Source organism: Sunxiuqinia dokdonensis, from assembly GCF_001270965.1.
Taxonomy (GTDB): domain Bacteria; phylum Bacteroidota; class Bacteroidia; order Bacteroidales; family Prolixibacteraceae; genus Sunxiuqinia; species Sunxiuqinia dokdonensis.
This window is the reverse complement of sequence record NZ_LGIA01000216.1, coordinates 1-24,742: the sequence shown is the minus strand read 5'-3', so window position 1 is coordinate 24,742 and position 24,742 is coordinate 1. Positions and strand designations below refer to the sequence as shown.

The window sequence follows — 24,742 nt, the reverse complement described above, 5'->3', positions numbered from 1 at the left end:
TGAGAATACGATTATCGTTCTTTGGGGTGATCATGGCTGGCATTTGGGCGATCATGGCTATTGGACCAAGCATACCAACTATGAACAGGCCAATACCATTCCCATGATCATGGTGGCACCGGGTGTTGCCAAACCAAATACGGCCACCGACCAGCTGGCTGAAACCGTTGATATTTATCCAACCCTGGCAGAGTTGGCTGGACTGGGAAAACCCGACGTGCCTCAGCCAATCGATGGAACAAGCATGGTTCCTGTTCTGCAGCAAGCCGACCAACGTATCAGGGATCATGCTTATCATGCCTTTCCCAAAGGGGGACATTTGGGCCGCGCCATCCGAACCGATCGTTACCGCCTGGTAGAATGGACCAACATGAATAAGCCGGAAGAGGAAAAAGGATATGAGTTGTACGATTATTTGAATGATCCACTGGAAACAAAGAACATCTATGATAAGAATAAAAAGGTTGCCGAGGAATTAAAAGCGATACTGGCGACACATCCCGAGGCCAAAAGACAATATCGCAAGGGCGGGAACCAGTAGCTTGTTTTTTTGATTCCATCTTTCTCTCTGATAAGGAGAAAGATGGAATCAATTTCATTGTTTGTGATTGAAAGATTTGCATAGTATGGTAAGAAAAACATGTTTAATAACCCTGGGCTTATCCGCTTATCTGTGTGGTTGGGGTCAACAGAAAGAGCAGCCCAATATCATGTTTTGAATAACCTGTGTTGTAAAGGATTTTTGTTACTGATTTTGAGGTGGGAGTGCTTTCTTTGACCGTTTTATACACCTCAATCATGGATTTCTGAGGAAAATTGATGTTTGGCAACCAACGACTTGGATTATAGTTGATAAATACCGTTTTGATTTAAGTTTTTAAAAAATAAACGAATAATGAGACACTTACTACTAACAACCACTTGTCTGGCTGCCGTTTCAGCCTGCACAACCAGTGAAAAACCAGAACCGGCAGTCAAACCCAATATTGTTGTGATTTACCTCGATGACTTGGGCTATGGCGATGTGGGGGCTTATGGCGCCACCGGATTAGAGACACCCCACATGGATGCCTTGGCAAATTCGGGGGTTAAGTTTACGGATGCGCATGCTACATCTGCAACTTGCACACCAAGCCGGTACGGTTTACTTACCGGAGTTTATCCTTGGCGAAACAAAGAGGCAAACATTCTTCCCGGAACGGCACCATTGATTATCGATACCGATCAGCTGACCATTCCTAAAATGCTTAAAGAGAATGGTTATCAAACTGCCATTGTAGGCAAGTGGCACTTGGGATTGGGCGATGGTGTTGTTGACTGGAACCAACGGGTATCCCCCGGGCCAAATGAGGTTGGATTTGATTATTCCTACATCATGGCCGCCACCCAGGATCGTGTTCCAACGGTCTATCTTGAAGATGGTTATGTAGACAACCTTGATCCGAATGATCCGATTGAGGTGAATTATGAGCAAAACTTTGAAGGGGAGCCAACCGGAAAGGACAACCCCGAATTGCTGACGATGAAATGGCATCATGGGCACAACAGTAGTATCGTGAATGGCATTCCACGCATTGGTTTTATGAAGGGTGGCGAAGCCGCCAAATGGAATGATGTAGATATGGCTGACCATTTTTTGGCGAAAGTACAGGAGTATTTGAAGACCCATAAGGATAAGCCTTTCTTCTTATATTATGCCATGCAGCAGCCGCATGTTCCGCGCACGCCACACCCTCGTTTTGTAGGTTCGTCGAGTATGGGGCCACGCGGCGATGTAATTGTTGAAGCCGACTGGTGTATTGGTGAGTTTCTGAAAACATTGGAGGCGGAAGGTTTGCTTGAAAATACGTTGGTAATTTTAACCAGCGACAACGGGCCGGTTTTGAATGATGGCTACTACGATGACGCGGTTGAAAAATTGGGTGATCATCAACCCGCCGGGCCTCTCCGCGGGGGTAAGTATAGTTTGTTCGAAGCGGGTACACGCGTTCCGTTCATCACCTACTGGAAAGGCACAATTGAACCTAAGATTTCCGACGCCTTGGTTTGTCAGCTGGATTTACTGGCTTCACTGGCCTCCTTGATCGGCGGGGAAGAAACAACAACTGACAGCCAGGACATGCTGGACGTATTGATGGGGAAAAGTACCAACGGTCGGGAATCGCTGGTGTTGGAAGCTACAAGCCGCACTGCTTTGCGTGAAGGCGATTGGCTGATGATCCCGCCCTACGAAGGACCTGCACGAAACGATCAGGTAGCTATTGAGCTGGGCAATTCCAAGGTTTTTCAGCTATACAATCTCAAAAGCGACCTTGGGCAACAAACTAACATGGCGGAGTCGAATCCGGAGAAACTGGAAGAAATGAAAGAAACCTTCGTTGCGATACGAGGGAAAGAATACTCTAAAATACAGGCTTTGGAGCTGAAATAAGAACCGTGCCTCAAGTTTTTATGAAAGCATCATCTCCAGAAACGGTGGTGCTTTTATTTCTACTCACCTCAGTTGTTTCTCGTGATCTGTCTAACCGGATTAATGACAGTAATATTCCGATCTATTCACAGGTTCCACCAATTTCCTTTGCCCCGCGATGAATGCATACCTGCATAGCCATGTTGCTTAATAATACTCCTTAATATAGGCATAGGCCCGATCAAATAAGGTTTGATCACGGTGTAGCTTATATTTTAAAAGTGTTTTCCGAAGTGATTTCTGAACCTCGCGTTCGCCCGAGGAGGTTTTTTGCCAGCCGGGGAATCGAACAACACGAACGATTGCATCAATGTCGGTGACAATTCGTTCGACAACTGCTGTGGGTGTCCACCATTAGTAAAAACGAGGCAAGAAGTATTGTTGGGCACCAGCCTGTATTGACATTCAGTTTTCAAAAAAAAAAACTCTTATTTAAGCTACATATTTTGTTATATTTGACAGTATTGTCTAAACATACATTTCTAATGAAAAGCATAGAGTTTGGAGCATATTTGAAAGCATTAAGGGAAGAAAAGAAGATTCCACAACGAAAGGTCGCTCATGCAATTGATGTTGACACAAGTACCTTATCCAAAATGGAATTAGGCGAAAGACAAATCATGATTGGAATGATAAAACCGTGGGCTGAGGCTTTATCAGCAAACTTTAAAAAGCTTCAGATGAAATATATCTCCGGGAAAATAATTCATGATTTTAACGGTCAGCCTTTCCTGAAAGAGGCATTGCAATCAGTTATTAAAGAGCTTTAAAATATTATATGGCGAAAAAGAACGGAAACGGAGCTGAAGAAAAGCTCGAACAGAAGCTGTGGAAAACAGCTGACAAACTGCGAAAAAACATTGATGCCGCAGAATACAAGCACATCGTATTGGGTTTAATTTTTTTGAAATATATCTCCGACGCTTTTGAGGAACTTTACCTGAAGTTAAAAGCTGGCGAAGGAGAATATGCGGGCGCTGATCCTGAAGATCCGGATGAATATGGCGCCGAAAATGTGTTTTACGTTCCGCCCTCCGCGCGTTGGGGCACCATTCAGTCTCATGCCAAGCAACCCACCATCGGTAAGGAACTGGATGACGCGATGGACGCCATTGAACGGGACAACAGCACCTTAAAAGGTATTTTGCCCAAAGTTTACGGGCGGCAGAATCTGGATGTTCAGTCCCTGGGTGGATTGATTGACACCATTGGAACCATTGCTCTCGGCGATAAAAAATCAAAAAGTCAGGATGTACTGGGGCGTGTTTATGAATATTTCTTGGGTCAGTTTGCTTTGGCCGAAGGGCAAAAGGGCGGACAGTTCTACACGCCCGAAAGCATTGTCCGACTTTTAGTCGAGATGCTTCAGCCATACAAAGGACGGGTTTATGACCCTTGTTGCGGCTCCGGAGGAATGTTCGTTCAGTCTGAAAAATTTATTGAAAGCCACCAGGGACGGCTGGACGATATTTCTGTTTACGGACAGGAAAGCAACCAGACCACCTATCGTTTGTGCCGGATGAACCTGGCCATTCGTGGCATCGATGGCTCCAACATCAAATGGAACACCGAAGGTTCGTTTCTGAACAATGCCCATAAAGACCTGAAAGCCGATTACATCATTGCCAATCCACCGTTTAATGTGAGTGACTGGAGCGGTGAGCTGTTGCGCGATGACGCCCGTTGGCAATTTGGCGCGCCGCCTGCCGGAAATGCAAACTTTGCCTGGGTGCAACACTTCCTTTATCACCTGAAACCCGATGGCGGACATGCCGGCTTTGTGCTGGCCAACGGCTCTTTGAGCTCCAATACGGGTGGCGAAGGGGCTATCCGGCAGAAACTGGTTGAAAACGACTTGGTGGAATGTATTGTGATGCTTCCCAAAGCCTTGTTTTTTAACACCGGAATTCCGGCTTGTTTGTGGTTTTTGCGCCGTGGAAAGAAGCAGCGCCGTGGAGAAGTGCTGTTTATCGATGCTTCGGAACAGGGCTATATGATCGATCGTAAGAACCGGGCTTTTGCCCCCGAAGACATCAGCCGGGTGGCCGACACCTACCACAACTGGCTCAATAGCGAAGAAGTCTATCAGGATGAAAAAGGGTTTTGCAAGTCGGCCAGCCTGACCGATATTCAGAAACACAAATTTGTATTGACTCCGGGCCGTTATGTGGGCATCCCCGATGAGGAGGACGATGGCATTCCATTCCAGGAAAAAATAGACGGGCTAACCAGCCGGTTACGCCAACAAATGAGTCAGGCTCAGGAATTGGATCAGGAAATAAAAACACAGCTGGCAAAAATTGGCATTGAATTATAAATAAAAAAGCTCGATTTGAGCAAACTCCCACGTGGAACGTAGGCCTAAACTCAAACGGAGCCAATGCAAATTTAAAACAGAAATTGACTATGACCAAAATGGCATGAAGAAAAGTAAAACAATCAATGTAAAGGGAAGTGAAATTACGGTTTTCCATGAGAAAGAACAGGACTATATCTCATTAACAGATATTGCAAAGCATAAAACCGACGACGCAAGCGCAGTAATTGCAAACTGGATGCGAAACCGCAACACCATTGAGTTTTTAGGCATTTGGGAAACGTTGTACAATCCCGATTTTAAACCCCTCGAATTCGAGGGGTTTAGAAATCAGGCAGGATTAAATGCTTTTACACTTTCGCCTCAAAAGTGGGTTAACAAAACAAATGCCAGAGGTTTTATTGTTAAAGCCGGAAGATACGGTGGAACTTACGCTCATAAAGACATTGCATTTAAATTTGCAAGTTGGATTTCTGTTGAGTTTGAACTCTATATCGTAAAAGAATTTCAAAGACTTAAAGAAGAAGAACAAAAACAGCTCGGTTGGTCGGCCAGACGCGAATTGGCTAAAATAAACTACCGCATACATACTGATGCCATTAAGGAAAACCTAATTCCGCAAGACCTTACACCGCAACAAATAAACTATGTGTATGCCAACGAAGCCGATGTGCTGAACATGGCATTGTTTGGAAAAACAGCGAAACAGTGGCGTGACGAAAATCCTGACGAAAAAGGGAACATTCGCGATTATGCCAATGTTAGCCAGCTGGTATGTTTGGCCAATCTCGAAAATCTGAACGCTGTGTTTATAACCGAAGGGCTTATCCAAAGTGAACGTTTGGTAAAGCTCAACCAAATCGCCATCAATCAAATGAAAATATTACTTCAGGATTCGAGTTTGAAAAAGCTGGGAGGAGGCAACAATGAATAGCATGACCATTGAAGCTATTTTTAACGGGCATAGCGAAGCGCGCAACCGGGTCATAGCCCATATTTTTAAAGAACTGGGCCTGATTGAACAATGGGGAAGCGGAATCAACCGGATTATCAATGCCTGTGAGGAACAGGGGTTACCAACTCCTAAAATTGAAGAAAAGAACGATTTTTTTGATGTAGAACTGATTCGTCCGCGACCGATTACCGACGATTACGAACGATTAGCGGACGATAAACAGCCTGAGCTGAATGCCGAAAAGCCTGAGTTGCAGCCCGAGTATAAAAATACACAGCCAGAGTTACAGCAGGAGTTCAAAGACTGGATAGAACGGGGGCTTGAGAAGGAACAGCAGGAGTTGCAGCAGGAGTTGCAGCAGGAGTTACAGCAAGAGTTGCAGCAAGAGTTGCAGCAAGAGTCACTCTATGGGAAAGTACTTGGTCAATTATTAGGAGGAAGTTTATCTACACAAGAAGTATCAACGGCATTAGGTCAAAAATCCATTTCAGGGCAATTGTACAATGTAATGAATAAAATGCGTGAGGATGGATTAATTGAATGGACGATTCCTGAAAAGCCTAAAAGCTCTAAGCAAAAGTACAAGCTCACAAAACGCGGATTGGCATTCTATACTTTGGTAAGAAAGGAAGGTGAGAAATGAGTGAGTGGCGTTACATGTATCTGGAAGAGGTTGGAACCTTGGCAAGGGGTAAGTCAAAACACAGACCAAGATGGGCCCCTCATTTGTATGGAGGTGAATACCCGTTCATACAGACCGGCCAAATTACAGCTGCTGAGAAATATATAACAACAATTGAGCAAACATATTCCGAGGAAGGATTAAGGCAAAGCAGACTTTGGGAAAAGAATACTTTATGCATAACAATTGCGGCAAACATTGCCGAAGTTGCAATTCTTTCTTTTCCAGCCTGCTTCCCAGATAGCGTGTTGGGATTTTTGGTTGATGAAGAAAAGGCTGATTTAGATTTTGTATTTTATACACTAACTCTATTTCAAAATCGCTTGAAGAGTATGTCAATAGGTTCTGTGCAGGACAATATAAACCTCGGCACATTTAAGAATATTCAATTTCCATTTCCAAAGTTGGCTGAGCAAAAGGAAATTGGAAGGACATTGGCTATTCTTGATCAAAAAATCACCCTCCTTCGCCAGCAAAACCAAGTGCTGGAAGAATTGGCGCAAACCCTGTTTAAGCGTTGGTTTGTCGAATTTGAATTTCCCACTGAAAATGGCGAGCCCTATAAAAGCTCCGGCGGCAAAATGGTTGAAAGTGAATTGGGCGAAATTCCGGAGGGGTGGAGTTTGAGCAACTTAGGTGAATTGGTAATCAATTATTCTAACAAAAGGATTCCTTTGTCAAGTAAAGAGAGAACAAATCGGAAAGGTATATACCCTTATTTCGGCGCATCAGGAATAGTAGATTATATTGATGATTTCATATTTAAAGGAACCTATATATTATTCTCGGAAGACGGTGAAAACCTCCGCTCTCGAAATACTCCAATAGTATTCTTGGTTGAAGGCAAATTTTGGGTGAACAATCACGCTCATATTTTGAAAGGCAAAGAATCTTATTTGTTTTATTTCATCTATTTGTTCTTGTTGAGCGTAAATATTGACTCAATTATTACCGGGGCGGTGCAGCCAAAAGTAAATAAGGCAAACTTACATAGTCTTGAGCTTTTATTGCCTGATCCTGAGATATTAAAAGACTTTGATAAGGTAATACGCAGGCTCTTTGAAAAATCATCAAACAATACAAATGAAATCCAAACCCTTACGCAATTGCGGGACACCTTGTTGCCGAAGTTGATGAGTGGGGAGTTGCGGGTAAATAAAAATGAAACACAGGATACCAATGAACGAACTAGAGTATTTTAAAAGCCTGTTTGATCGGGAGCAAATTCGGAAGGTTGAATTGAATAACGAGGTCAATATCCCCATTGGTATCATTACGCTAATATCTGGTGGAGTGATTTTAGTCTTCAAAGAAGCTGTGACTTCTTTTTGTTCTTTTAACTTTATACTGATTGTAATCATTGGCTTATTACTTATGGCAAGCATTCTGTATTTAGCAAAATCATATAACAATCTTTTCAAGGGGTTTAATTATAACTATTTACCAGATTCGAAAGAGTTGTACAAGCATAGAAACGAGCTCAAAGAATATAACAAAGAAGTAAAAAAGGGCGAGCGCGAAAGCTTCAGGAAATATTTGATCGAGAATTATGCCAGTTTAAATTCCGCAAACATGAAAATAAATCGAAGTCGTTTGGATGATTTATATGTGGCCAAAACTTTGGTTTTAATAGCGCTGATTTTGACAATAATTTTAGTTTTTTCATTTATGTTAATAAACTTAAACCAATAAAAATGAGCAACGAACAAAGTAAAAAGCCGGCTTCAACGCCGCACCCAAAACCTGTAAAGCCACAGCGGCCGACGAACACAATCGAGAAAGGAATAAAATCCGGTGAGATTTCTACGAAAAGGGATAACCGGAGTTAAATATGCTGCACGCCATAAAACACGGTAAGGCAGGTCGAAATGTAATTTCCGATGGAATAAATTGGCAACACTTGTTTAAAACATCTGAAGACTCATTGACTTCTTTTGTTTTCGAACGACTTTTTTATCTTCCGACTGAGCTGTTTTGGTCGATCTTAACCAGAGCCTGTTATGGTAATGAATTGCCTCTTAATCCAGGGAAAATGATGTCGAAAGAGTTTTGGCCACATTGGGACGCTAAGCAGACGACAAATGTCAATTTTATAGAGCCTGATGTTTTTATTCGATTTAGCGATTTCGACCTGATTGTCGAAGCAAAACGTTCGGATCATAATCAGCAATATCGAGAGCAATGGATTAATCAAATTCAGGCTTACCGAAATGAATATTCTGAAGAAAAGGAACTCTACTACCTTGCTTTAGGAGGTTTATTCTCGGAGGAAACACAAGTCGAGAATGGAGTTCATATCGTAATGTGTAGATGGAAACGTTTACTGGAACATATTCAACTTTGCCATCGCCAGCTATATGAATCGGAAGGGTTGCTGAATTCAAACGATGCTATTCTTCAGGTGTTTACTGATTTGACTGATGTATTTCGACTACATGGTTATGCTACCGGACTTTGGTTTGATAGTCTACCTATCCATGCTTACCATATTTTTAGCGACGGGTCCACGCTGAGTAGTATTTTCATTCGAAGAAATAAAATCAAGTTCCTGAATATGCTTTCCAATTATGCAATATCAGGCACAACAAGCACTAATATCATACAAAAATGGAACCTCTAAAACAACACGAACTCTCCACAGCCTTGGTTGATGTGCGTAAAGCGTATCGCTTGCTTTATCACTATCAAAAACGTGTCCTCGATTTAGTCCAATTTGTTGGTGACCACCTTGGCTTTGCCTACAGTGGTGGCTACCCAAAGTTTTCGAGCCCAAGTCCTGGCAATGGGCGTGGAAAGTTAAACTTATGGGCCTGGGACTGGCTAAATATGTATTTGTACGAATTTTATATGGGAAAAGCCAAAATTAACCATAAGGAGTTGGCTCTGTCGATTGTTATTCAAAGTGACACCGGATTTTTTGATCAAGAATCGAAAACGAAAAGTCGTATTGATGTAGAAAAATTTAATAACCCGGAAAATTCAAAGACACGCCTCATTGTTGTCTTAGGCTACAACGTTTGGAACCCCGACATATTTTCTAATCCCAATAAATTCCTCACCAGCAAGGAGGATAGCTATGTCTATGAGGTGGACGATAAAAGGATTTGCGCAAAAGCATACGATCTTTCTCTCTTTGTAGACGAGCAGTCAACATTGAAGCAAATTGATGACTTCTGCAGTTTCTGTTTGCGCAGCGGGATTGCAATAAAGGAGTCAGAAGAGAAAGTGTCGATAGGCAAGATTTAGAATAGTTGATATGACCAAACTAACCGAAAACGACATCGAACTATGGGCCATTGAGGAGCTCGAAAACCTGGGTTGGAAATACCTGAATGGTGCAATCATCGCTCCCGACGGCGCACACCCGGAGCGGAATTCCTTTGGCGATGTCGTGTTAAAAGGGCGTTTGCAGGAGGCCATTGCCCGCAACAATCCGGATATTCCGTTTGACGCACAGCAGGAAGCCATAAAAATTGTGGAGCGTGTTGCTTCGCCCGATCTCATGGTCAACAACCTCCGGTTTCATGAGCTGCTTACCGAGGGGGTTTCGGTGGAATATCGCAAAAATGGCATTCAACGTGGCGACCGGGTGCAGTTGGTCAATTTCGAAAATCCCGCTCAAAACGATTTCCTGGTGGTCAACCAGTTTACCATCATCGAAAACAACAATAACAAACGCCCCGATCTGATCCTGTTTGTCAACGGCTTGCCCCTGGTCATTTTTGAACTAAAAAATGCGGTGGACGAAAATGCCACCCTGCATTCAGCCTACAAGCAAATTCAAACTTACAAGGACACCATCCCGACGCTGTTTACCTACAACACCTTTTGTGTGCTGTCCGATGGTGCCGATGCCAAAGCCGGTTCCTTGTCTGCGGGTTTCTCGCGTTACTTGGCCTGGAAAACCAGCGATGGCATGACCGAAGCCTCGCCACTCAACAGCCAACTGGAAGTGCTGATTAAAGGGCTGATCAATACGGAAACCTTGCTGGATTATATTCGTCATTTTATTGTTTTTGAAGAGTCAAAGCATGTGGACGCCAAAGGAATCGCAACGATTCAAACCGTAAAGAAAGTGGCGGCTTATCACCAATATTACGCGGTAAACAAAGCCATCGAATCGGTTCAAAAAGCCTCGTCGGCCAACGGCGACCGAAAAGGCGGTGTGGTGTGGCACACCCAGGGCAGCGGCAAGTCGCTGTCGATGCTGTTTTTCAGTGGCAAGCTGGTGCTTCAGCTCAACAACCCAACCGTTGTGGTCATTACCGACCGGAACGACCTGGATGACCAGCTATTCGACACCTTTGCTTCGTCGAAACAATTGCTTCGCCAGGTTCCGGTGCAAGCCAACAGCCGGCAACATTTGAAAGAGCTGCTGAAAGTGGCATCCGGCGGAATCGTATTCGCCACCATCCAGAAGTTTCAGCCCGAAGATGGAACCAATATTTACGAACAGTTGTCGGACCGCACCAACATTGTGGTGTTGGCCGATGAAGCCCACCGCACCCAATACGGATTTAAGCCAAAAAGTGTGGAAGTAAAAAATGAAAAAGGAGTAGTAGTTGGCCACCGTTTGGTGTATGGCTTTGCCAAATACATGCGCGATGCCCTGCCCAATGCCACTTACCTGGGATTTACCGGCACACCGGTAGAATCCACCGATGTCAACACCCCGGCAGTTTTTGGTCACTATGTCGATATTTACGACATTGCCCAGGCCGTTGAAGACGGGGCAACGGTTCCTATTTACTACGACAGCCGCCTGGTGAAAATCAACCTTTCGGAAGAAGGCAAACAACTGATTGAGGAGCTGGACGAGGAACTGGCAAGCGATGAGCTGACCGATACCCAAAAAGCCAAGGCCAAATGGACCAAGGTGGAAGCCATTGTTGGCAGCCCGGCCCGCCTGAAGAAAATCGCCGAAGACATTGTTTTTCACTACGAAGAACGAACCAATAGCGGACTTGAAGGCAAAGCGATGATTGTGACCATGAGCCGCCAGATCGCCGTTGATCTCTACAATGAAATCACCAACATCCGCCCACATTGGCATGGCGATAATTTGGACCAGGGAGTGATCAAAGTGGTGATGACCGCGGCTTCATCTGATGGCCCGGAAATGATGAAACACCACACCACCAAAGATCAACGCCGGACACTGGCCGACCGCATGAAAGACGACTCCGATGCCTTAAAACTGGTGATTGTTAGGGATATGTGGCTCACCGGATTCGATGCACCCAGCCTCCACACGCTGTACATCGACAAGCCGATGAAAGGCCATAACCTGATGCAGGCCATTGCCCGGGTGAACCGTGTTTATAAAGATAAGCCGGGCGGTTTGGTGGTCGATTATCTGGGAATTGCTTCCGACTTAAAGAAAGCCCTGTCCTTTTACGCAGAAAGTGGCGGCAAGGGAGATCCTGCCAAAACACAGGAAGAAGCCGTTCAGCTGATGCTGGAGAAGCTCGAAGTGGTGGCCCAGATGTTTTCGGAAAAAACAAGCCTGCGTGAACCGGAATTGATGATGGCCGCCGACCCCAAAATACCTTATGGCAAGGGGTTCGCCTACGAGGAATATTTTGACGCGACAGTCAAACAAAAGCTGGAAATCATTCTTTCGGGAGTTGAATATATTCTCAGTCTGAAAGATGGCAAAAACCGATATGTGCGTGAAGTGACGGCGCTTTCGAAGGCTTTTGCGATTGCTTTGCCCCACGAGGAGGCGATGGACGTTAAGGATGAGATCGCATTCTTTCAGGCGGTGAAAGCACGCCTGATGAAATTTGATTCCGGCAGTTCCCAAAATGGTGGAAAAAGCGATTACGAAATTGAAACGGCCATCAAACAAGTGGTTGATCAGGCCATCGTTTCGGAGCAGGTCATTGATATTTTCGATGCGGCGGGAATCCGGAAACCCGAGTTGTCGGTGCTCGATGATGAGTTTCTGGAAGAGATGCGTGACATGAAGCACAAGAACCTGGCTTTGGAAGTGCTTAAAAAACTGCTGAATGATGAAATAAAGATCCGGGCCAAACACAACGTTGTGCAAAGCCGCAGCCTGATGGAAATGCTGGAATCGTCGATCAAGCGTTACCAAAATAATTTAATCACCGCTGCCGAGATTATTCAGGAAATGATTGATCTGGCCAAGGAGATCAAAGAAGCCGACAAACGGGGCGAAAAGATGGGACTGTCGCGGGATGAGCTGGCTTTTTATGACGCCGTCGCCAACAACCAAAGCGCCAAAGATATGCTGGGCGACGAGACGCTGCTCAAACTGGCAAGGGTGCTTGTAGAGCGGGTGAGGGCAAGTGCCACCATCGACTGGACCGTAAAGGAATCGGTGAAAAAGAAGCTGAAGGTGATCGTAAAACGTACCCTGCGCCAATACGGCTACCCACCCGACATGCAAAAACTGGCCACCGAAATTGTACTCCAGCAGGCGGAGGCTTTGGCTGAGTTTTGGAGTGTGTGAAAATCAATCAGTTATATTGACTTATTTCCTGGTAAAGTGGTGCAAGACTCAGTAGATTTAAATGGTTTGGGGTAGTGAAGTTCCGCTTCAGGATCAACTTCAAGGGTGTTCGGAGGTAATCTCTTGCTATTCAACTGAATGTATGTGGATTCTTTTTTTTATCTCCATCTGTAGGCAGTTTCATCTAAAGGCAGTCTTTTAAAATTGCTTGAGTTGCTATATTCTTCCCACCACTCAAGATATATTTTTCTCACTTGCAAGATTTCTTTTCCACTCAGCCTTTCAGCTTCAAAATGACTTCCATTCTTTCTAAGAATCGGTGTCAATGAAGCATAGGTTTTGCCTTCTATAACTCCTTCAATACACCATAAAAGATACTCGCCAACCATAATGCATACTTGGTCGTCATTTTTCCGATATGGCGGTACCGATGAAATTGGATTAATCGGAAAATGGTCGCAAGGACAGATTTGTGAGGTATCATTTGCAAAGTCTAACAGTAAATCAATGTGTTCATTTCCAAAGCTTGGCATTGTCGTCCAAAGCGTTTCACCATTTTTCCCAAATTCATATTTGTTGTATGTCCCATCCTTAATTTGCTGTACAAACTGCTCAACATCAGGATTGCCAAAATTAGAATCTTCTTTTTCACAACTCATGCAAAAAAGGGTTAGAGCACCGAAGATGATCAGATTTTTCATAATTGTGTTTTTTCTGTAAGATGTAATTTCAGACAAATTGGCTGCGTCTTTTTTTTTCAAACTTACGACTAAAGATTCATGTCTGAGATGTGGTTATAAAGATCGCTTTTCAAAAAAATTGAATAGAATAGTTGATAATTGCTCTGGATTTTCAATAGCTGGACAGTGTCCCGTGTGAGGCAGAATATGTAGTTCCTTTTCATATTCTTTAAGATTTTTCAAAGCATTGTATATCAAACGAGCGTGGTCAATTCCAACTACAAAATCTTTTTCGCCCTGAATTACTGCAACAGGAACAGAAATTTTTTTCAGTTCTTCCTCGATGTTCATGTTGTTGTATGAAGGTGTATTACGAAATGCTTCGTTCACTATTTCAGCTTTCTTCCCTACCTGCAGATATTCTTTTTCGGTATAATTCATCAGCGCCATTAAAGCGGAATCTCTTAAAACATCATTCAAGGAAATTATTTTTGAAGTATCGGCAAAATAGGCATTAAAGCCCAACTTTGAAGGAAACTCATGTTTCATCCGGTTAACATCGGTGTGAAACTGTTCAAAATCACTGTCCTGAATCCTCGATAATTCACCCCTGATTTCTTGTAGTTCATTTCTACGATCTGCCGAAAGTTCATCTTCCAGTAGTTTTGCAATAAGATTCAGTTCATAATCAATTAGGGAATGATTTTGATAGTGGCTGTTCACTTTTCCATCAACACAGGCGAAGGCATTAACTTTGCTCTGATCGTGTAACAAATAGAGAAAACCATACATGCCGCCCCATGATGTTCCTATTAAATTCACTGCTTCTTTATTGAATTGATTTAGCAGAGCGTCAATTACGATATCCAAATCTTGAACATACTGTTCTACTGTCAGCATGGTTGTCTCATTGCAGTCTTTTGATTTTCCACATCCCCGCTGGTCAAGGTATGCAACCAGAAACCTGTCTTCCAGTCCAGGCCCCATTAAATGGATATCGATCCCGGAATAACCACCCGGGCCACCATGCAGATTCACAATCAAGGCTCCGTCAGCATTGCCGCGTATCCTGACGTAAAGTTCAGATGAAGGAACTGGAATTCTAAGCTCTTCATCGATACTTTGTTTTGTGTTGTTTGTTGAATGACACACCGATGCAAATAGCAGATTTGTGACTAAGAAAAATGCGAAATTTTTCATTTTGAAAATAAGTTATGATGAATGTTCTTTGAAAAAATGAACCAATATGTTAGCTAAAACATCCGGGGACTCGATGGCAGGACAGTGGCCGGTGTCTGGTAGAATATGCAACTCCTTTTTATCATTCAACAAGCCGATAAGTGCATTATAGATCAGGATTGCATGCCCGGTTCCTACTACATAATCGAATTCTCCCTGAATTACAGCAGTGGGGACGTTTATAGAAGACAAATCCTTTTCAATATTGATGTCATTGTACTCGGGACCATCAAGGAAAGCTTGATTAACAAATTCAGCCTTTTTCCCAATTTCCATGAATTCATCTTTGGTGTACCTCATCAAATTTAGCAACGCTGTATCCTGAAGTACATCGTCAAGGGAAATAATATTAGATGTATCAGCAAAGTAGGCATTGAAGCCAAGCTTAGGCGATACTTCATGTAGCATCCAGTTAACATCTTTATAAAAGCTGGCAGATGGGCTTTGTTTAATACGTTCCAGTTCTGCTGCTATTTTTTCCAGTTCTGTTCTCTTATCACTAGATATATTTCCATTCAGAAGCTCACTTATTTTTTCTGATTGATAATTTAAAAGAAAAGTATTCTGATAGTAACTATTGACCTTCCCATCGATGCAAGCAAAAGCATTAACCTTCTTGCTGCCTTCGAGCAAATACAAAAAGCCATACATACCACCCCATGAAGTTCCCATAAGGTTCACTTGATCTTTTTTATATCGGTTACGCAGCGAATCAATCACAAAATCTAAATCCTCCAGGTACTGCTTAAAGGTGAGCAACGATTTATCGGTGCATGCAGGAGATTTTCCACATCCCCTCTGATCGAGGTAGGCGATCAGAAACTGGTCTTCCAGCTTTGGCCCCATCAATTTAATGTCAATACCGGAATAACCACCCGGACCACCATGCAGATTCACTATCAAATCTCCTTCAGGATTTCCGCGCATGCGAACATAAAGTTTTGACGAGGAAACTGCAACCATCAATTCCTCATCGATAAAATTTCTCATGCCCATTTCTATTTGGCTGGAAGTTGCAAAAAATACGCCTACCAGTAAAAGCAATCTTAATATTTTCATTCTAAGAAACATTCATTTAAGAATACAACTTCAATAATACGTTACAATCTAAACCTATTGGCGGTATTTAGTCCATGCTTTTCATCCTTAGTCATCAAATACTTAATAATTTTCCCTGATCATTCGGCATATGAAATATTTGCGACGAAACAGTAGAAAAGATCACAAACCAAAAAACAAATCCCCATAATTCATTTTAAGAATTCTATTAATTCGACCGGTGCGCCGTTATGCTCAATCATGGCGACACGAACACCACCGCTTGGAGCATTTGGCAGAGTCAGTATCTTAAAATTGTTCTGTTCCAGTTCTGTATCCAGGTCATCCACTTCAAATGCCACATGTGGTACAATTTTCACCAACTCAGGCAACGGGCAGTCTTTTTCGAAGCGCATCCATTCAATGCCAAATGGACTTTGTTCAAATCCGGAAGTGTAAAACTTCAGTTTAGGTAAATATTTTTCACTTATCCTTTTTTCAACTGTTGGTATACCGATATGATGGAAACGCCAACCTTTTTGGATAGCCCATGGTAACTCGTCATCGGATCTTTCTAGTTGTGACATTTTGTTAGATTAGAATTAAAACATTAGTTAATATACAGAAAATCAATGGCAATGGCCATTTCCTCGTCTTCAATCACAAATTGGCGTATGTCGTCTTCATTCATGACAAAATCGGTTTTGCATGGATTAAATCTGAATTCTTTGATCAGCATCCTATGATCGGCATCCTCTTCTTCAGGCTGAATAGAGAGACGAATAAACCACCACTCATTATTCATTGCAACTCTTGGCCAAGTTCTCATTACATACAGTTTTTGTGGATATCCTGATTCTATATTCAATTTTAATGGAGGTAGTGTTTGTTCAGGTACTATCCATTCAAACGGTTCGTTAACTGGCCCCATGTATACTATCAAATTTGATTGTTGTTCGCTAGGAGTTGCAATTGATTCTGCCAACGACTCTTCCATTCGCAGGATATGCAAGTCTAAAAGGATTCGTTTGCTGATGATGAAATCCTTCGAACAGCTTTCTTTCAGACCATCGGCAGAATACGCATTAAGTTCAGCAGTAAATTTATAGCCCAGAAAATCTTTTAGGTCAATAGTATATTCCGGATTTGGTTCATTTGAAAATTTAGTGTGTCCGAATGACCATAAATAGTAACTTGCTTTTTCACTTGTATTAATAAACTGGATGACATCACCGTCGTCATAATAAGTTTCTTCTGTTTCGAATTGGGCAACCGGAAATAGCGCTGGTACTTCATCCTTTGCGCAGCTGAATAAACCTATGCAGGCTAATAAGAGTAATAAAAATTTTCTCATTGCGGTTAAATATGATCATGAATGCTTCTTTAAAGTTGTTGTTGCGGCATCCAGCCCCAAAGGATGTTAAAGATTTTCCACTCTCCATCAAACTTAGCCAGTTGACAGTAATCGAAAAATCCATATTTGGGAACAATCGTTTTAGCAACGGCAAAATCACCCATAATATCATAAATCAACACTTCATAACTAAACTCCTCTTCAGGAAGAAAATCCTGCATTTGAATTCCATTTCTGCTTGTTCGGGAAAATGTTCTAAAAAGGGAATAGCTCATCCCTGAAGTGTAGGATTTACTTTCACCGTCGACCATCACAGTGCGCTTAACAAGTTCGGGTGAGACGGCTGCAGAAATTTTTTCAAGGTCACCTTCCTTCCAACCTTCAATGTAATTGCGGCAGGTGTTTTCAATGGCAAGACTGTCGATTGCACTTTGAGCAAACGACTTAAAAAAAAGAAACGGAAGCAATAAGCTGATAAAGATTGTTTTTGTATTCATAGCATTCGAAATATTAAGATTAAATAGAAGTATTGTTTTATGTTTTTCAATGACCTGAGATTGGGCTTATAGCGTGTTGAAATTGTATATATAAATTATAAGTATTAGAAACTGAATTGTTAATGAAGAATATATGATTCACAATAAAAAAAATGATGCAGCGATCAAGACAAGTCCAAAAATTCCGGCGAAAACATCCACGATTACGACATTCTTCCCTTTGTTTTTGATGAGCAATCCCGCCACCCATTTTTGAAATTTACTGTAATCGAATATAAAAAATACTGCTTTTATCGCCGTAAGTGAGAACATGATAGTAATAATCAATGAGTATCGAATCTCTGTGGTGAGCTCCTTGTACCATGTATAACAAACCAGCACCAGACCCATAATTGCTATTGGTAATATCCAATTGGGTCTTTCTTCAGTGTAAGTTTCTGCAATAAACTTATTTTCGTCCCAAGGAAGCACATGCATGTAAAATGGTTTGAGAAGAGCTACAATTCCGAAACCGACACCCAAAATCTGAAAGTAATTCATGCTTCTTTTTTTTTATTGGTTGCAAATTTGCGATGTTTTACCCGCGAATTAAACAGACCGCTTGGTCGGTTTATTAAGCAATTTTTTAGGCTTTTACCATGTTGTAAACAGCATTAAAAAGGGTGAACATTTCTCCGGCTAAATCGTCAATACGCCCTTGCAAGATAAGCTTAACGGCAAGCCCGTCATTAATAACCACAAACAGTTTTCCCAGTTGTGAATCACTCATCGATGTTTCGATTTCTCCATTTCTTCGAGCATTTGCAATTACTTCTTCCCATTTGGTCAGTTCCATCTTGTATTGTCCTGCTGTAAATTCTTCATATTCCGGAAACATCCTTAATATATCAAACGACATGCTGTAATATGTTATACCTTGTTTGCTGTCTTTCAGTCCAAAGTTGATTTTCATTGAATCAATTAAATCAACCAGGTTCTGAAGGTAAAGATTGATGAAATTTCGGAGATTATCTTTTGGAATATTATCAAAATAAGTGTCTAATCCTGCAAGAAAATAAGCGTCCACAACTTCTTTGAATACTGCTTCTTTGCTCGGGAAATAATGATAGAAAGCCCCTTTTGACATTCCTGTTTTCTCTACAATGTCTTTCATTGTAACTTCTTTAAAGCTTTTCTGCATAAACAATGAAAAAGCCTCCTTTAAAATATGTTCTTTCGTGTGTTTCATAAACCGACCGTTTGGTTTGCAAAATAAATTCATTTTTCCAACTCTGCCAAATTATTTTGATTTTTTCTTCATGATGTGACACTTCCCGCCCAGGCAAAGTTTCAAACTTTGCTGCGATTTAGTCTTTAATCATCTCTAGATGATACACTATTTCATTACAGGCAAGGGGAATTCAGCGATTAACTTCTCATCTTTACTCAAATTTCCGCCAAGGTTATTGATCGCTTCCCGCAACGGTAAAGGGGGGGGCGTGGCATCGGAATCTTTCGGATGCGTTCATTCCGATCACATCGGATTGACATGCACCCCGTTGACCTCATCCGGGACAGCTCAATGTGGAACGGCAAAAACTCTGGATGGCGCACTCCCAATACATCGCGACCGAAATTCAAATCAGCTGTGAATAAAACATCATCAAAAACCCGAGAGGAAATCCAGCCTTCGAGCCGATAAACGAGGCGCCTTTTCAACGCTGACAATAGCAATTCTTGATTATCTTTTGCTATTTTTGCGTGGCATTAAACACGCTGATACCCAATTCTTCAGAAGTCAAATTCATCAACAATTTATGGCAAGCCAATTTGATAAAAATTTTACAGAACTTGGATACACAATGAACTATCTCAAGGCGCCGGATTCCGGTGGCTCCAAAACCCAGGTGCTACAGTTTCTGGTTGAAATACAGGGCATCTCTCCGCGTATTTGGCGACGAATCCAGGTTCCGGCCAATTACAATTTCTGGGATCTGCACGTCGCTATCCAGGATGCTTTGGGCTGGCTGGATTACCACCTGCACCATTTCGAAATAAAAGGGAAAGGGAAAAGGAAAGTGGCGCGGATAGGTATTCCTGATTTTTCAGGATTGGGCGATTTGCCTGAGGTTTTTCCCGGTTGGGAGATCCTGGCAACCGATCACTATAACGATCTCGGTATTCAGGCCACCTATGAATATGACTATGGCGATGGTTGGCTTCATACCGTCATGCTCGAAGGCTATCTGTACCGAAACCCCAAAATCAAGTATCCGATATGTATCGGTGGGGAAAGGGCATGCCCACCTGAGGATTGCGGAGGAGTTCCCGGTTATGAAAATGTATTGACAGTCTTAGCTAACCCGGAGCATGAGGAGCACGACGAAATGAAAGTCTGGCTGGGGGAGGATTGGAATCCTGAAAAGTTTAATCCAGGCGAGATCAAATTTGACGATCCGTATAAGCGATGGGTTCATGCTTTTCTGGAGAAATAAACGGACTCGCGCAACTTTGAAGTGTTGTCGCCCTGACATGCGTTGTCCATTTCTATTTCCTTGCCAATTTTCCCTGCACGGTAGAAACAGCCCTGGGTCTATACTGGTCATTTTCTTTAGTTCTCCAAAGACTATTGTCCCGCTGATGTTGATTTTTTGTGACAGATTTTATCCCCTACTTTATCCCCTACTTTATCCCCTACTTTTTAACTGTCCAATAGCCGGTTTTCCTGGATCCCACTCGTTCAATCCGACCTTCATTTTTAAGTATGGAAATTATTTTCTCAACGCCTTTAACTGAGATTCCAATCTTATCTGCCATTTCAGGAATCGTAATATGCTCATCCTCCTCAATTAACATCAAGACTTTTTCAGGATTCTTCATCGATAAGCTAAAGGTTGCTTCCCCTGGGGTTATCGAAAACTTTCCAGTTTCAGCTTTGAGTGTTTTCAGGCTTTGGTATAAAGCGTCATAAGCAGTAACCCCAAACACACCAATCTTTTTATAATCGAATACTGCGTCAGGGTTCCCATTGTCCGCAAGTTCCTTTTTTACCCTGGCAATTCCCCGGTTAAACCGGTTTACAAAGCCTAAAACTTTCATGGCTTCTGCTATGACAGGGTTCCGGTAATCATTGACAGTTGGAAAATTTTCAGGCCGGGCATTTCCGTACAACCCGCCTGGATTGATTACCTCAATCCGGTTTTTATATTGATAAAATTTAACTGGGGCATTCGATTCATAATCCCTGTGCATGACACTGTTCATAAGTAGTTCGCGGATAGCCCATTTGGGAAAATTGAACTGTCTTTTCTCTTTTAGCGCGGTAACAGGAACAGGCTTTTGCTGGATAATGGCATACTCAAGAAAGGAGTCCAGTTCGGATAAAATATGGACGAGATTGCCCGAAAACTTTTTTTCATTAATGGGATCGTCAGCTTCAGTTAACCCATCAAATTTGACGTATTGAATGTAAGCACCGGGAATATATCTTTCGACTTCATTTCCAAAAAGCAACAGACCCGCGTTGGTTATCACGCTATAATTTGGACTGAAGAAACGGAGACTGGCCAGTTTTTCGGTCAGTTCCCTGTGATCATCTGCAAGCAGGTCATTGTCAATAGCCTGTGGCAAATAAGTTTCTGTGAATAATTTCTTGTTGATGCTATCCGCCCCAAGGCCAAGTGAAGGACGGACATCAAAAGTACTGACGTTGGAGGCCCTTCGTTCAATCAGGATGCGTTCTTCCATGTCGTTCGCCACGGCTTTACGAGGCCCCACCCTGATCCATGTTTTTCCCTTGTACCTTACCGGGGGGAAAGGTGAAGGTTGTATTTCAAGAACGATTACATCTCCTTTTGCAAACGAAAATACAGACACGGACAGAATAGGCTGGGGGAGGATATTGCCATCGGAACGTAATCCCCCCAAAGACTGAAGCAAACGGTCACTGGCTTTTAAGCCTGACAAAGTGCCATCATCATATACACCAATAAATAAGTAGCCACTTTTGGCTTTATTGGATAGGTCATTTGAGAAAGCACATATAGCCTGGGCAAACTTTGCGGTGTCGGTTGTAGAAATAGTCCGTTCAATCTGTTCTGATTCTAGGTCAACCAGCATAGCCTGTACTTTTTCTTTGCTTAGCCCTATAACGCTCATTTTTTTGAATTCGGTTTAAAGTTGTTGCCTTCAAAGTTAATGATTGCTTTATTAATGCGTCTTGATTTTTACTTGAATTAGGATTTTAGCAATTATCCATGGTTGTGGGTTATCCATTCCCAATTCCCGGCAAATTCACCTGCTCGGCAGAAACGGTCAAGGGCTGTTATCCGCTCATCAGATCGATCCTGCTTTTTTCAGGTGATTTCCGTTTCCACTCAAATTTTTGCCAAAGTTATTTCGTTTCCCGGAACGGTAAAGGGGCGGTTGCTTTTCGTGGCAACCGTCCTTCGGATGTGTTCAGCTTTTCCCTTTCCAAACCACGCATTTCCTCCGCACGGAAAACCTGACATCCACCCCATTGACCTCATCCGGGACAGCTTCAATGCCAGTACGCCAAAAATTTAAGTTTAACGGCGTGCCAGATGCCATAAAAAGTCTGTAAGGCAGCAGCGATCTATTATGAATGATTTCAAAAGTTTAAAACCAATTTCAGTTTACTCTACAAAGCAAGCAGTTGATGACGGGTATCTGATTCAAGTTGATCAAAAGATTTCCCAGGAAGCTGGGATTCGTTATCCGGTATACCTAACCCGTGCAGTTTGGGACAAATATGTTGAAGTTCCAGAAGGAATGGAAGGTCATCAGGATCAGTCGGGCCGCTTATGGGATGTACTGTTCATGTTTGCCTTTTTCGGCCGGAAGGAAACTTCTTCCCACTTGCTTTTTAAGCTTCGGGTACATTTGCCGAACACCGATAATTGGGAGCACAACGAAAAAGTGGCGGAAAGGTCGAACCGACTGTTGCGCGAAGTTACTCTGAAAGCCTTGGTTACCGCTCAGGATTTCGATGATCCATCGCCTGCAATTTTCATTATGAAACCATTTGAAGATTAATCCATTCTGACGTTTGTTGTCAGAATAAAATGATAGGAGGTATTGATGATGAGATACAAAGATGATCCAAGACAAATTGCCGTGCGTTATCCAAGTTACTGCGAAAAGTGCCAGGTTCGATTGCCACGTGGTGCTGTAGCCTATTACTGGCCACGAACCCGCACGCTGCTGTGTTCCGATTGCGGAGAACCGGAATTCCGAAGTTTTCTTTCGGCTGCGGCAGACGAACATGCCTATGCCGGAAAGGGAAATCCTTTTTAGGTTGAGACGCAGGAGCCGAGTGCTCCTTTTTTGTTCGTTCACTTGGATTTTTCAAAGAGATGGGTTTGTGGAGTATCACAACAATTGATAACATCTGTTCTTTCCTTATCTTTAAAGCACTCAATAATATACTTTCCAATATAAGCGTCAATATCATCATGGTATCCGTTTGCGGACAAAAGCTGAAAAGAGATATTGTATTCGAGGCTTTTTATGCGTCAGGCTTGTCCTTTTATTCTCTCTTATTCGTATCGACCCTAATGTTGCCTTAAGACTCTTTGGCTCCATCGTTTATGCTGTAAAACATGATCAAGTTTGTTTTTCAATTAATCGATTAAGCTTACATTTGCTTAATCGATTAATTGAAATCGAGCAAAAATCTAAAGATATCTACGAATGAGCAAGAAGGTTTCGCTAAAAGACATTGCCACCAAAGTAGGCGTATCCACAGCTACCGTTTCTTATGTGCTGAATGGCCTGGAAAAAGAGAAACGCGTTGGCGTTGAAGTTGCCAAAAAGATCAAGGATGCCGCCCGCGAACTGAATTACATGCCCAACCAAATCGCACGAAGTTTACGCAAAGGATCGACTAATACCATTGGTCTGATTGTAGCCGATATTGCCAACCCGTTTTTCGGACAGCTCGCCCGTATTGTTGAAGATGAGGCGATCAAGCATAACTACACCGTTATTTTTGGTAGTTCCGATGAAGATTGTGTGAAATCGGAAGCGTTGATCGATACGTTCGTAAACCGCCAGGTGGATGGGTTTATTATCGCTCCTTCCGAAGGTTGCAAGAGTCAAATCAACGCATTAATAAACAGGGAGGTCCCCTTGGTGCTGATTGACCGCTATTTGCCGCAGCTAAATACCAGCTATGTTGTGCTCGATAACTTCACTGCGGTGTATGATGCCGTTACTCATTTGGTTGAGAAAGGGCACCGGCGAATTGGCATGGTTGCATATGAAAATTCCCTTATCCACATGTCTGAAAGGATTCGCGGTTACAAAGAGGCGATGATTGATCACCAACTTGAAAAGGAAATTCGCATAAAAAAGATTGCATATAATCTGCCACGTCAGGAAATGGAGAAAATCATTGGAGAAATGTTGACTCACTTGATCAGCGATGCGTTGATTTTTGCGACAAATGCCTTGTCGCTTGCCGGTCTTTATGCTGTGAAAACTAATCAGAAAAAAGTTCCAGAAGAACTTGCTTTGATTGGTTTTGATGGGAATGAAGCGTTTGATTTTTTCGATTCTCCGCTAACCTACATTAAACAACCCCTGGAGCAGATGGGACGTGAATCAGTTCGGATTTTGCTCGATGAGATGAAAGGAAATACGGAAAATCAACACATACAAATGGCGTCAAAATTAATTACAAGAGCATCTTGTGGATGATATTTTCGCCAAGTTGCTTAATCGTTTAAGTTTAAATTTATAAATTATGAAAAAGCTAAGTTTCTTATTTTTGATCTGCCTATTTTCCTTTGAGGTTTTTGCCCAGAGTGCCTTCAATGGCCTGGACATGAATATGGGTAACTTGTATCGTTTGTCGGACGCGGAAACCCGCTCGATAAGCCCGGAGAATTTCACCGGAGAAAAAGGCAAGGGCGGGATGGCTAAACCGTCCGATGGCGACCAGCGCAATGTGGCCAATGCGAGTCATGCCGCCCGCGATTTGGGACAAGGCTGGAAAGTGAACCCGTTCATTATTATCAAGCCGGGTGAAAC

At 42.6% G+C, this 24,742-nt stretch carries 24 protein-coding genes and 1 pseudogene; 16 read left to right on the top strand and 9 right to left on the bottom strand.

The features are described from left to right. From NC99_RS20760 to NC99_RS20710, 11 genes are all read left to right on the top strand, one after another. Nucleotides 1-541, top strand: a 541-nt coding sequence (locus NC99_RS20760) for a sulfatase/phosphatase domain-containing protein (RefSeq protein ID WP_157625122.1), incomplete at its 5' end; no start/stop codon positions are given. A 354-nt stretch (nt 542-895) separates the two neighbouring features. Beyond that, complete coding sequence (locus NC99_RS20755) at nt 896-2,431, top strand: sulfatase family protein (protein WP_053188665.1); 1,536 nt, start codon at nt 896-898, stop codon at nt 2,429-2,431. Nucleotides 2,432-2,955: 524 nt separating this feature from the next. Continuing rightward, entirely contained in the window at nt 2,956-3,240 is a 285-nt protein-coding gene (locus NC99_RS20750) for a helix-turn-helix domain-containing protein (protein ID WP_053188662.1), read from the top strand. Between the two features lie 8 nt (nt 3,241-3,248). Further along, a complete protein-coding gene (locus tag NC99_RS20745) occupies nt 3,249-4,787 on the top strand; it encodes a class I SAM-dependent DNA methyltransferase (protein WP_053188660.1) in 1,539 nt (512 codons plus the stop codon). 103 nt (nt 4,788-4,890) lie between these two features. Continuing rightward, nucleotides 4,891-5,721 (top strand): KilA-N domain-containing protein, encoded by an 831-nt coding sequence (locus tag NC99_RS20740; protein ID WP_053188658.1) that lies wholly within the window; start codon nt 4,891-4,893, stop codon nt 5,719-5,721. Between the two features lies 1 nt (nt 5,722). After that, nucleotides 5,723-6,385, top strand: a complete 663-nt coding sequence (locus NC99_RS20735; RefSeq protein ID WP_162231273.1) for an ATP-binding protein — start codon at nt 5,723-5,725, stop codon at nt 6,383-6,385. Further along, a complete protein-coding gene (locus tag NC99_RS20730) occupies nt 6,382-7,626 on the top strand; it encodes a restriction endonuclease subunit S (protein ID WP_053188653.1) in 1,245 nt (414 codons plus the stop codon). The genes NC99_RS20735 and NC99_RS20730 overlap by 4 nt, the downstream gene beginning before the upstream one ends. Next, nucleotides 7,604-8,116 (top strand): hypothetical protein, encoded by a 513-nt coding sequence (locus NC99_RS20725; RefSeq protein WP_053188650.1) that lies wholly within the window; start codon nt 7,604-7,606, stop codon nt 8,114-8,116. The genes NC99_RS20730 and NC99_RS20725 overlap by 23 nt, the downstream gene beginning before the upstream one ends. Before the next feature lie 139 nt (nt 8,117-8,255). Then, nucleotides 8,256-9,044 carry a hypothetical protein gene (locus NC99_RS20720; RefSeq protein ID WP_053188646.1) on the top strand — a complete coding sequence of 263 codons (789 nt, stop codon included), beginning with the start codon at nt 8,256-8,258 and terminating at the stop codon, nt 9,042-9,044. After that, nucleotides 9,032-9,670: a hypothetical protein gene (locus NC99_RS20715; RefSeq protein WP_053188643.1), complete on the top strand. Its 639-nt coding sequence runs from the start codon at nt 9,032-9,034 to the stop codon at nt 9,668-9,670. Before NC99_RS20720 ends, NC99_RS20715 begins: the two co-directional genes overlap by 13 nt. Nucleotides 9,671-9,680: 10 nt before the next feature. Next, a complete protein-coding gene (locus tag NC99_RS20710; RefSeq protein ID WP_053188640.1) occupies nt 9,681-12,902 on the top strand; it encodes a type I restriction endonuclease subunit R in 3,222 nt (1,073 codons plus the stop codon). A gap of 158 nt (nt 12,903-13,060) precedes the next feature. Here the strand turns inward: NC99_RS20710 and NC99_RS20705 are convergent, their stop codons facing one another. The 8 genes from NC99_RS20705 to NC99_RS20670 all read right to left on the bottom strand — a co-directional run bounded on the left by NC99_RS20705 (nt 13,061) and on the right by NC99_RS20670 (nt 18,938). Beyond that, on the bottom strand, nt 13,061-13,603 hold the full coding sequence (locus NC99_RS20705; RefSeq protein ID WP_053188637.1) for a DUF4943 family protein: 543 nt from the start codon (nt 13,601-13,603) through the stop codon (nt 13,061-13,063). Nucleotides 13,604-13,696: 93 nt separating this feature from the next. Further along, nucleotides 13,697-14,782, bottom strand: a complete 1,086-nt coding sequence (locus tag NC99_RS20700) for an alpha/beta fold hydrolase (RefSeq protein WP_053188633.1) — start codon at nt 14,780-14,782, stop codon at nt 13,697-13,699. Nucleotides 14,783-14,794: 12 nt separating this feature from the next. Further along, nucleotides 14,795-15,880, bottom strand: a complete 1,086-nt coding sequence (locus NC99_RS20695) for an alpha/beta fold hydrolase (RefSeq protein ID WP_193392010.1) — start codon at nt 15,878-15,880, stop codon at nt 14,795-14,797. Nucleotides 15,881-16,071: 191 nt separating this feature from the next. Continuing rightward, on the bottom strand, nt 16,072-16,446 hold the full coding sequence (locus NC99_RS20690) for a VOC family protein (protein ID WP_053188627.1): 375 nt from the start codon (nt 16,444-16,446) through the stop codon (nt 16,072-16,074). Nucleotides 16,447-16,469: 23 nt separating this feature from the next. Continuing rightward, nucleotides 16,470-17,213 (bottom strand): PKD domain-containing protein, encoded by a 744-nt coding sequence (locus NC99_RS20685; RefSeq protein ID WP_053188625.1) that lies wholly within the window; start codon nt 17,211-17,213, stop codon nt 16,470-16,472. A gap of 29 nt (nt 17,214-17,242) precedes the next feature. Next, complete coding sequence (locus tag NC99_RS20680) at nt 17,243-17,710, bottom strand: nuclear transport factor 2 family protein (protein ID WP_053188623.1); 468 nt, start codon at nt 17,708-17,710, stop codon at nt 17,243-17,245. Nucleotides 17,711-17,848: 138 nt separating this feature from the next. Next, nucleotides 17,849-18,250, bottom strand: coding sequence for a hypothetical protein (locus tag NC99_RS20675; protein WP_053188618.1), 402 nt, complete (start codon nt 18,248-18,250; stop codon nt 17,849-17,851). A gap of 85 nt (nt 18,251-18,335) precedes the next feature. Further along, nucleotides 18,336-18,938 (bottom strand): TetR/AcrR family transcriptional regulator, encoded by a 603-nt coding sequence (locus NC99_RS20670; protein ID WP_162231272.1) that lies wholly within the window; start codon nt 18,936-18,938, stop codon nt 18,336-18,338. Between the two features lie 613 nt (nt 18,939-19,551). Between NC99_RS20670 and NC99_RS20665 the strand changes: the two genes are divergently transcribed. Beyond that, nucleotides 19,552-20,184, top strand: a complete 633-nt coding sequence (locus NC99_RS20665) for a plasmid pRiA4b ORF-3 family protein (RefSeq protein ID WP_053188670.1) — start codon at nt 19,552-19,554, stop codon at nt 20,182-20,184. Between the two features lie 199 nt (nt 20,185-20,383). Here NC99_RS20665 and NC99_RS20660 read toward each other — a convergent pair whose 3' ends face one another. Continuing rightward, complete coding sequence (locus NC99_RS20660) at nt 20,384-21,847, bottom strand: RNA-binding domain-containing protein (RefSeq protein ID WP_053188612.1); 1,464 nt, start codon at nt 21,845-21,847, stop codon at nt 20,384-20,386. A gap of 462 nt (nt 21,848-22,309) precedes the next feature. Here NC99_RS20660 and NC99_RS20650 point away from each other — a divergent pair, with 462 nt between their 5' ends. From NC99_RS20650 to NC99_RS20635, 4 genes and pseudogenes are all read left to right on the top strand, one after another. Next, entirely contained in the window at nt 22,310-22,744 is a 435-nt protein-coding gene (locus NC99_RS20650) for a DUF6573 family protein (protein WP_053188606.1), read from the top strand. A 45-nt stretch (nt 22,745-22,789) separates the two neighbouring features. Then, the gene (locus tag NC99_RS20645) at nt 22,790-23,005 is read left to right on the top strand and encodes a hypothetical protein (RefSeq protein WP_157625120.1); all 216 of its coding nucleotides are present in this window, start codon (nt 22,790-22,792) and stop codon (nt 23,003-23,005) included. Nucleotides 23,006-23,401: 396 nt separating this feature from the next. Further along, nucleotides 23,402-24,409: a LacI family DNA-binding transcriptional regulator gene (locus NC99_RS20640; RefSeq protein ID WP_053188601.1), complete on the top strand. Its 1,008-nt coding sequence runs from the start codon at nt 23,402-23,404 to the stop codon at nt 24,407-24,409. A gap of 46 nt (nt 24,410-24,455) precedes the next feature. Continuing rightward, a pseudogene (locus tag NC99_RS20635) lies at nt 24,456-24,742 on the top strand (hypothetical protein); the annotation flags it as partial.

What these genes read in the sequence shown, in the direction of transcription:
- NC99_RS20700 (WP_053188633.1), bottom strand. Translation starts at nt 14,782, where the DNA reads ATGAAAAATTTCGCATTTTTCTTAGTCACAAATCTGCTATTTGCATCG.
- NC99_RS20675 (WP_053188618.1), bottom strand. Translation starts at nt 18,250, where the DNA reads ATGAATTACTTTCAGATTTTGGGTGTCGGTTTCGGAATTGTAGCTCTT.
- NC99_RS20690 (WP_053188627.1), bottom strand. Translation starts at nt 16,446, where the DNA reads ATGTCACAACTAGAAAGATCCGATGACGAGTTACCATGGGCTATCCAA.
- NC99_RS20645 (WP_157625120.1), top strand. Translation starts at nt 22,790, where the DNA reads ATGATGAGATACAAAGATGATCCAAGACAAATTGCCGTGCGTTATCCA.
- NC99_RS20725 (WP_053188650.1), top strand. Translation starts at nt 7,604, where the DNA reads ATGAACGAACTAGAGTATTTTAAAAGCCTGTTTGATCGGGAGCAAATT.
- NC99_RS20685 (WP_053188625.1), bottom strand. Translation starts at nt 17,213, where the DNA reads ATGAGAAAATTTTTATTACTCTTATTAGCCTGCATAGGTTTATTCAGC.
- NC99_RS20720 (WP_053188646.1), top strand. Translation starts at nt 8,256, where the DNA reads ATGCTGCACGCCATAAAACACGGTAAGGCAGGTCGAAATGTAATTTCC.
- NC99_RS20745 (WP_053188660.1), top strand. Translation starts at nt 3,249, where the DNA reads ATGGCGAAAAAGAACGGAAACGGAGCTGAAGAAAAGCTCGAACAGAAG.
- NC99_RS20730 (WP_053188653.1), top strand. Translation starts at nt 6,382, where the DNA reads ATGAGTGAGTGGCGTTACATGTATCTGGAAGAGGTTGGAACCTTGGCA.
- NC99_RS20750 (WP_053188662.1), top strand. Translation starts at nt 2,956, where the DNA reads ATGAAAAGCATAGAGTTTGGAGCATATTTGAAAGCATTAAGGGAAGAA.
- NC99_RS20665 (WP_053188670.1), top strand. Translation starts at nt 19,552, where the DNA reads ATGAACTATCTCAAGGCGCCGGATTCCGGTGGCTCCAAAACCCAGGTG.
- NC99_RS20650 (WP_053188606.1), top strand. Translation starts at nt 22,310, where the DNA reads ATGAATGATTTCAAAAGTTTAAAACCAATTTCAGTTTACTCTACAAAG.
- NC99_RS20710 (WP_053188640.1), top strand. Translation starts at nt 9,681, where the DNA reads ATGACCAAACTAACCGAAAACGACATCGAACTATGGGCCATTGAGGAG.
- NC99_RS20660 (WP_053188612.1), bottom strand. Translation starts at nt 21,847, where the DNA reads ATGAGCGTTATAGGGCTAAGCAAAGAAAAAGTACAGGCTATGCTGGTT.
- NC99_RS20640 (WP_053188601.1), top strand. Translation starts at nt 23,402, where the DNA reads ATGAGCAAGAAGGTTTCGCTAAAAGACATTGCCACCAAAGTAGGCGTA.
- NC99_RS20740 (WP_053188658.1), top strand. Translation starts at nt 4,891, where the DNA reads ATGAAGAAAAGTAAAACAATCAATGTAAAGGGAAGTGAAATTACGGTT.
- NC99_RS20705 (WP_053188637.1), bottom strand. Translation starts at nt 13,603, where the DNA reads ATGAAAAATCTGATCATCTTCGGTGCTCTAACCCTTTTTTGCATGAGT.
- NC99_RS20670 (WP_162231272.1), bottom strand. Translation starts at nt 18,938, where the DNA reads ATGAAACACACGAAAGAACATATTTTAAAGGAGGCTTTTTCATTGTTT.
- NC99_RS20680 (WP_053188623.1), bottom strand. Translation starts at nt 17,710, where the DNA reads ATGAATACAAAAACAATCTTTATCAGCTTATTGCTTCCGTTTCTTTTT.
- NC99_RS20715 (WP_053188643.1), top strand. Translation starts at nt 9,032, where the DNA reads ATGGAACCTCTAAAACAACACGAACTCTCCACAGCCTTGGTTGATGTG.
- NC99_RS20735 (WP_162231273.1), top strand. Translation starts at nt 5,723, where the DNA reads ATGACCATTGAAGCTATTTTTAACGGGCATAGCGAAGCGCGCAACCGG.
- NC99_RS20755 (WP_053188665.1), top strand. Translation starts at nt 896, where the DNA reads ATGAGACACTTACTACTAACAACCACTTGTCTGGCTGCCGTTTCAGCC.
- NC99_RS20695 (WP_193392010.1), bottom strand. Translation starts at nt 15,880, where the DNA reads ATGAAAATATTAAGATTGCTTTTACTGGTAGGCGTATTTTTTGCAACT.